The organism is Streptomyces sp. TM32, from assembly GCF_004122755.1.
Classification (GTDB): Bacteria; Actinomycetota; Actinomycetes; order Streptomycetales; family Streptomycetaceae; genus Streptomyces; species Streptomyces sioyaensis.
This window is the reverse complement of sequence record NZ_SDIG01000255.1, coordinates 1-6512: the sequence shown is the minus strand read 5'-3', so window position 1 is coordinate 6512 and position 6512 is coordinate 1. Positions and strand designations below refer to the sequence as shown.

At 75.4% G+C, this 6512-nt stretch carries 4 protein-coding genes; 3 read left to right on the top strand and 1 reads right to left on the bottom strand.

Annotated elements, in window-relative coordinates:
- Positions 1-521 (top strand): NPCBM/NEW2 domain-containing protein (locus EST92_RS30480; protein ID WP_174244179.1); only part of this gene is annotated, 521 nt, incomplete at its 5' end.
- A gap of 111 nt (positions 522-632) precedes the next feature.
- On the opposite strand, the gene EST92_RS30475 is transcribed toward EST92_RS30480, so the two are convergent.
- A complete protein-coding gene (locus tag EST92_RS30475; protein ID WP_129283906.1) occupies positions 633-2717 on the bottom strand; it encodes an asparagine synthase-related protein in 2085 nt (694 codons plus the stop codon).
- 802 nt (positions 2718-3519) lie between these two features.
- On the opposite strand from EST92_RS30475, the gene EST92_RS30470 reads away from it, so the two are divergent.
- Positions 3520-4968 carry a hypothetical protein gene (locus tag EST92_RS30470; RefSeq protein ID WP_018092687.1) on the top strand — a complete coding sequence of 483 codons (1449 nt, stop codon included), beginning with the start codon at positions 3520-3522 and terminating at the stop codon, positions 4966-4968.
- Between the two features lie 179 nt (positions 4969-5147).
- Positions 5148-6359 carry an L-2-hydroxyglutarate oxidase gene (gene lhgO / locus EST92_RS30465; RefSeq protein WP_129283905.1) on the top strand — a complete coding sequence of 404 codons (1212 nt, stop codon included), beginning with the start codon at positions 5148-5150 and terminating at the stop codon, positions 6357-6359.
- The last annotated feature ends 153 nt before the right edge of the window (positions 6360-6512 follow it).

The window sequence follows — 6512 nt, the reverse complement described above, 5'->3', positions numbered from 1 at the left end:
TCGACGGGGTGTCACCGGCGGACCCCGCTCCCACGCGGCCGTCCCCCGGTGACACCCCGTCGAAGCCGGCTCCGAAACCGCCGCTCCCCTCGCTGACGACCTACCAACTCAACCAACTGGACCACGACTTCATGGGCGACGGCAGCAAGCCGGAGGTGCGCAGCGGGAGCGGCTGGCTGTGGCCGCGGCGGGCGCCGGCGATCGGCGGCACGACGTACGCGCACGGGGTGAGCGTGCCCGCGCTGTCCTCGGTGACCATCGACCTCAACCGCTCGTGCACCGCGTACGACGCCGTCGTGGGCGTCGACGATCTGAGCATGGGGCCGGGGGCGCTGCGCTTCTCGGTCTACGCGGACGGGGTACCGCTGTGGCGTTCGCCGGCGGTGCGCCGTACGGAGGCCGGGGTTCCGGTGCATCTCCCGCTGGCGGGCCACCACACGCTGCAGCTGGTGACCGAGCCGGCGGGGCCCGGTGCGGTGGCGCTCGGGGACTGGGCGGAGTCGACGATCAGCTGTCGTTGAGCGGGCGTGCCGCCTCCCGGCCGCCGGGATCCGGTGCCGGCAACGGCTGCTGAGCCGGGGTCGGCCGGGAACGACTGCGCTGAGGTCGGCCGGGAACGACTGCGCCCCGGCTCAGGACAGTCGCGCCCGGGGGACCACCCCGCCCGCGACCGCCTTCTGGCGCGGCGCCCCCGCCCCCGTCCAGCACGTCCCCCGCCGGGTCACCAGCCGCCGCAGCCACAGTTCCGTGGAGACCAGCTCGGCCAGCCCGTCCATGGGCAGTGCCGCGCCCTCCGCCGCGTCCCGCAGCGCCTTGCGGACCACCCGCGCCTCCACCAGCCCCGCATCGGCCAGCAGCGGCGCGTCGAAGAGCCGCACCAGCTCCCCTATGGCGCCGCGCAGCCCGGTGCGTACCTCTGCCGCATGGGTGAGGTGCGAGGCGGCGCCCCAGCCGGACGGCAGATCCCGTACGCCGGCCCCGGCCAGTACGGAGCGCAGCACGGTGGCCCGCGCCCCCGGCTGCACCCGCAGGGTGTCCGGCAGGGCGCGGCAGGCGAGCACCACCTGGTTGTCGAGGAAGGGAGCGTGGAGCCGCTGGCTGCGGACCTCGGCCGCCTGCTCGAAGACGCGGTGGTCCGCCGCCTGACGGGCCAGCGCGGCACGGGCGCGGCGCTCCCCGGGGCGGCTCACGCCGGGCGCGCGGTGCACCGCCTCGCCCAGCCGAACCGATACTTCTGCCAGCGCCTCCCCCGTCAGCCAGCGCGCCGCGGGACCCGGGCGGCACCAGGCGAGCGCCGCCAGCGAGGCGTCCACGGCACCGCCGGCCACCGGCTCGTCGGCGAACTGCCGCTCCAGGAGGCGGCGCGCCGTGTCGGCGATACCGGCGGCGTAGGGGGTCCGGGCGAGCCTGCGGGCGGCGCGGTAGACGGTGAACGGGACGAGGACGGACTGCGCGGTGGAGCCGTCGGCCTTGGCCAGCGCGGTGACCGGACGCAGCAGATGGCGCCGGCGGCGGTCCAGGAGGAGGTCGGCGAGCCGGGCCGGGTGGGCGTCGAGGACCTGGCGGGCGCCGTGCCCGACGAAGTGGTCCGCGCTGCCGGCCAGCAGCCGTCGGCGGTGGCGGCTCGCGGTGATGAGGGAGGGGCCCGGCTCGTCCGTGAGCGGGCCGCTTTCGAGGTCCGCATACGGGAGGGCCTCTTCGCCGGCCGCGACGACGACATGGTGCAGCCGCGGATTGTCGGCAAGGGTGCGGGCGCGCTCCAACTCGGCTTCGCGGGAGTCCGCCCCGCCGTTGGTGGCACGGTCGTTGAAGGTGACGGCCAGGAGGCGTTCGCCGTGGCCGCCCAGCCGTCCGGGGCGACCAGGGAGACCGGCGGCCAGCAGGGCGAGGGTTCCGGAGGCGCTGCCTCCGGAGAGGTCGGCACCGATGCCGGGGGCCGGTGCACCGCGTGCCGCGCGCCGCTCCGCGGGCCCCATGCCCGGCACCGGGCCGGGGTCGAGGCCGTCGGGACCGTCCGGGTCGGGGACGTGCCGGGGCCCGGCCAGTCGCGCGCGGACGGCTTCGACCAGGGCGTCGCGGACGCCGTCCACGGCCTGTTCCGGGGCGAGCGGGGGCGCCGCGACGGCGAGCGAGACGGTCGGCTCGAAGGAGGTGATGTCGCTGGCGCCGCCGCGCAGCACCAGGGCGTGGCCGGGCGGGATCCGGCGGACCCCTTCGTACGGCGTGCCGTCGCCCAGCGCCTCGGGGACGTCCGGGCAGGCCAGCAGCGCCGCCAGATGGCCGATGTCGAGCGTGGCCTCGACGAGGTCGGCGAGGGGCAGGGCGGCGGTGGCATAAGCGGTGCCGCCGGCCCAGCGGGTGTGAAAGACGGGGCGGGCGCCCGCCAGGTCACCGGTGACGGTGATCCGCCGCCCTATCTGGACGACGGCGGTGTAACTGCCGGGCCAGGCGGTGAGATGGCGCAGCGCGCCCCCGCGCGCCGCGAACAGCCCCACCCGCAGCTGGTCGTCGGTGGCTCCGCAGGCACCGAAGACCGCGAGCCGGGTCTCGGGGTCCGCCTGGACGACCCGGACCTCGTCCGGCCGCCAGTCCCCGACCGCCCAGAGGGGATCGGGGTCGCCCCACAGCAGTTGGGCGCCCACGGGAAGGACCGCGCGGCCCTCCTCCCCCGGCACCGGCCCCGTGGTGGCACTGCTCCACCCCACCAACCAGCGCATTGCCGCCTCCGCCCGATTCCCCGTCCGCCGGGGCCAACGGCCGCCCCGTACAGCGGATGGCCCGGCCACCGCCGGGCTGTTGTGCCGACCATGCTGCCATGACAGCGGCGCAGGGGAGGTGTTGAGGCAGGCCTGTATACGGGCGGTTCGCGGCGCGTGGCTCCCAGGAGGCCGCCGGCGGGCCCCCGGGGCGGCACCGTCCCACCGTGGGCGCGCCGCACACGGCGGAACGGACGAGGCGGACGGCGTCGGCGGGACGGCGCCCGGACCGGTCGGCGGACCTCCGCGGGTGCGCGGTGCCCGCCGCGGCCCCGGGAGGCCCCCCGTGTGGCCCCCGGGGCGACCCCCGAATCTGCGGCGGCGCGAAATCACCACCCGTGGACTTTCGGCCAAAGTCCGTTCCGTACAGCCCAGTTGACACATTCGGGCGTGATGTCAACCGGCACCCCGGCCGGCCGGACGGCCGGCCTGTGCGACGGTCCGGGAGGCGGGCTGCGCCCCCCGGACCGGACCGTCACCCGCGGGGAATGAGGTGACGGTATCCCCCAGCCCACTGGATCCAGTGCAGCGGGCCGACCCACGCAGAAGCCATGGAAGCGCTCCCCGCGACGCCCGGCCAGCGCGCACGGACGGGCGCACGGGCACACGTACCCGGAGCACATGCCAATTCCCGCACCCCTGTTTGAACATGAATCTCGCCATCCGGGACACCGGCTCTTAACGGTCAGGATCCGGCGAACTACTCTGGGTGGACGCATGCCCCGGGGTACCGGGGCGGCCGTCGCTGTGTCGAGGGGTGCGCATGTCCAGGGATATACGCGGGCCGAACGAAAAGCTCGGCACTGTTCTCGCCCTCGCGGGTATCAGCAATGCCGGACTCGCCCGCCGGGTCAACGACCTCGGTGCGCAGCGCGGACTGACGCTTCGTTATGACAAGACGTCGGTGGCGCGGTGGGTCTCCAAGGGCATGGTGCCGCAGGGCGCCGCGCCCCACCTGATCGCGTCCGCGATCGGCAGCAAGCTGGGTCGGCCGGTGCCGCTGCACGAGATCGGGCTGGCCGACGCGGACCCGGCGCCCGAGGTGGGCCTGGCGTTCCCCCGCGACGTGGGCGCCGCGGTGCGCTCCGCGACCGAGTTGTACCGTCTCGATCTGGCCGGGCGGCGGGCCGGCGGGGGCGGCATCTGGCAGAGCCTGGCCGGATCCTTCGCCGTCAGCGCGTACGCCACCCCCGCCTCGCGCTGGCTGATATCCCCGGCCGACAGTTCGGTGGCGCGGGAGGCGGCCGAGGCGCGCGACAAGGACGCCGCGGCGGCCGGCGACGCCGGGATCCCGCAGCACGTCGGGCACAGCGACGTCAGCAAGCTGCGCGAGGCGGCCGAGGACGCGCGCCGCTGGGACTCCAAGTACGGCGGCGGGGACTGGCGTTCCTCCATGGTGCCGGAGTGCCTGCGGGTGGACGCGGCACCGCTGCTCCTCGCCTCGTACAGCGACGAGGTGGGCCGGGCGCTCTTCGGGGCGACCTCCGAACTCACCCGGCTCGCGGGGTGGATGGCCTTCGACACGGGCCAGCAGGAGGCCGCCCAGCGCTACTACATCCAGGCGCTGCGGCTCGCCCGTGCGGCCGCCGATGTCCCCCTGGGCGGCTATGTCCTCGCCTCGATGTCCCTCCAGGCGACCTACCGCGGCTTCGCCGACGAGGGCGTCGACCTCGCCCAGGCCGCCCTGGAACGCAACCGCGGCCTGGCCACGGCCCGCACCATGAGCTTCTTCCGGCTGGTGGAGGCGCGCGCGCAGGCCAAGGCCGGCGAGGCGCGCGCCTGTGAGGTGGCGCTGAAGGCCTCCGAGGGCTGGCTGGAGCGCTCCCGCGGCGGCGACCCCGACCCGTCGTGGCTGGACTTCTACTCGTACGAACGCTTCGCGGCCGATGCCGCCGAGTGCTATCGCGATCTGCGGCTGCCCCGCCAGGTGCGCCGCTTCACGGAGCAGGCGCTGTCCCGCCCCACCGAGGAATTCGTCCGCTCCCACGGGCTGCGCCTGGTGGTGTCCGCGGTCGCCGAACTGGAGTCCGGCAATCTGGACGCGGCCTGCGCGGCGGGCACCCGCGCGGTCGAGGTGGCGGGCCGGATCTCCTCCGCCCGCACCACCGAATACGTCCGCGATCTGCTGCACCGCCTGGAGCCGTACGGCGACGAGCCCCGCGTGGTGGAGCTGCGCGAGCGGGCGAGACCGCTGCTGGCGGCGCCGGCTTAGGGGGCAGGGGCGGCTTAGGGGCGCCCCCGCGCGGCGGCCCGGCGCACCGCCGCGTCGGCGCCGGGGGGAGTCCGATCGGCATTGTCAGTGCCGACCGTCATGATGGGATACGTCGTCGGTGACGATGCGCGGGTCCGCGGCGACGGGCGGGCCTGCGGTCATGCGGTTGGGGAGGTGCAGTGGCGGCGTACGACTGCGATGTGCTGGTGATCGGTGCCGGCATCGTCGGACTCTCTACGGCCTATGCGCTCACGCGTGCCGCCCCCGGCATGCGCGTCGTGGTCCTGGAGAAGGAGTCCGGTCCGGCCCGCCATCAGACCGGGCGCAACAGCGGCGTCATCCACAGCGGCATCTACTATCCACCCGGCTCGCTCAAGGCCCGCTACGCCCTCCAGGGCTCGGCGGAAATGGTGAAGTTCTGCACCGAGCACGACATTCCGCACGAGGTCACCGGCAAGCTGATCGTCGCCACCGACCGCAGCGAGCTTCCGCGGCTGCACGGCCTGATCCAGCGCGGCCGCGAACACGGCCTGCCGGTGCGCGAGCTGGGCCCCGCCCAGATAGCCGAGTACGAGCCCGAGGTCCGCGGCCTGGCCGCCATCCATGTCGGGACGACCGGCATCTGCGATTTCGGCGCGGTCGCCCGCCGGTTCGCCCGGCTCGCCGAGGACGCCGGCGCCCGGATCGTCTACGGCACCGAGGTGACGACTATCGGCCGCCGCCCCGGGCGGGTGGCGGTCCGTACGGCCGACGGCACGGTGCACCGCGCCCGCGCCCTGGTCAACTGCGCCGGCCTGCACTGCGACCGGATCGCCCGGCTGGCCGGCGACGCCCCGGGCATGCGGATCGTCCCGTTCCGCGGTGAGTACTTCACCCTCGCCCCGGAGCGCGCCGCCCTCGTGAAGGGCCTGGTCTACCCGGTTCCTGATCCGGCCTTCCCGTTCCTCGGCGTCCATCTGACCCGCGGCACCGACGGCGCCGTCCACATCGGCCCGAACGCCGTCCCCGCCCTGGCCCGCGAGGGCTACGACTGGCGCACGGTCCGCCCCACCGAGCTGGCCGGCACCCTCTCCTACCCCGGCTCCTGGCGGATAGCCCGCCGCCACTGGCGCTACGGCGCCGGCGAACTGCACCGCTCCCTGTCCCGGCGCGCCTTCGCCGACGCGGTCCGCCGGCTGCTCCCGGCCGCCCGCGAGGAGGATCTGCGCCCGGCCCCGGCCGGCGTCCGCGCTCAGGCCGTCCTCCCCGACGGCACCCTCGTCGACGACTTCCTCTTTGCCGAATCACCCGGCATGATCCATGTCCTCAACGCCCCCTCCCCCGCCGCCACGGCCTCCCTCCCCATCGGCCGGGAGGTGGCACGACGGGTGCTCGGAGCGCTGACCGCCTGACGGCAGCACGGAGGAGGGCTCGGGCCACCGCCCCGCGGCCGTCCACTCCCCTCTCCACGGTCCTCCGCGCCCGTCCCGTCGTGGGCCGCGCCCGCCCCTCCCGTCCTCGTCCGCTCCGCCTCCCCACGCGGGGCTCGTCGCAGTACGGCTCCA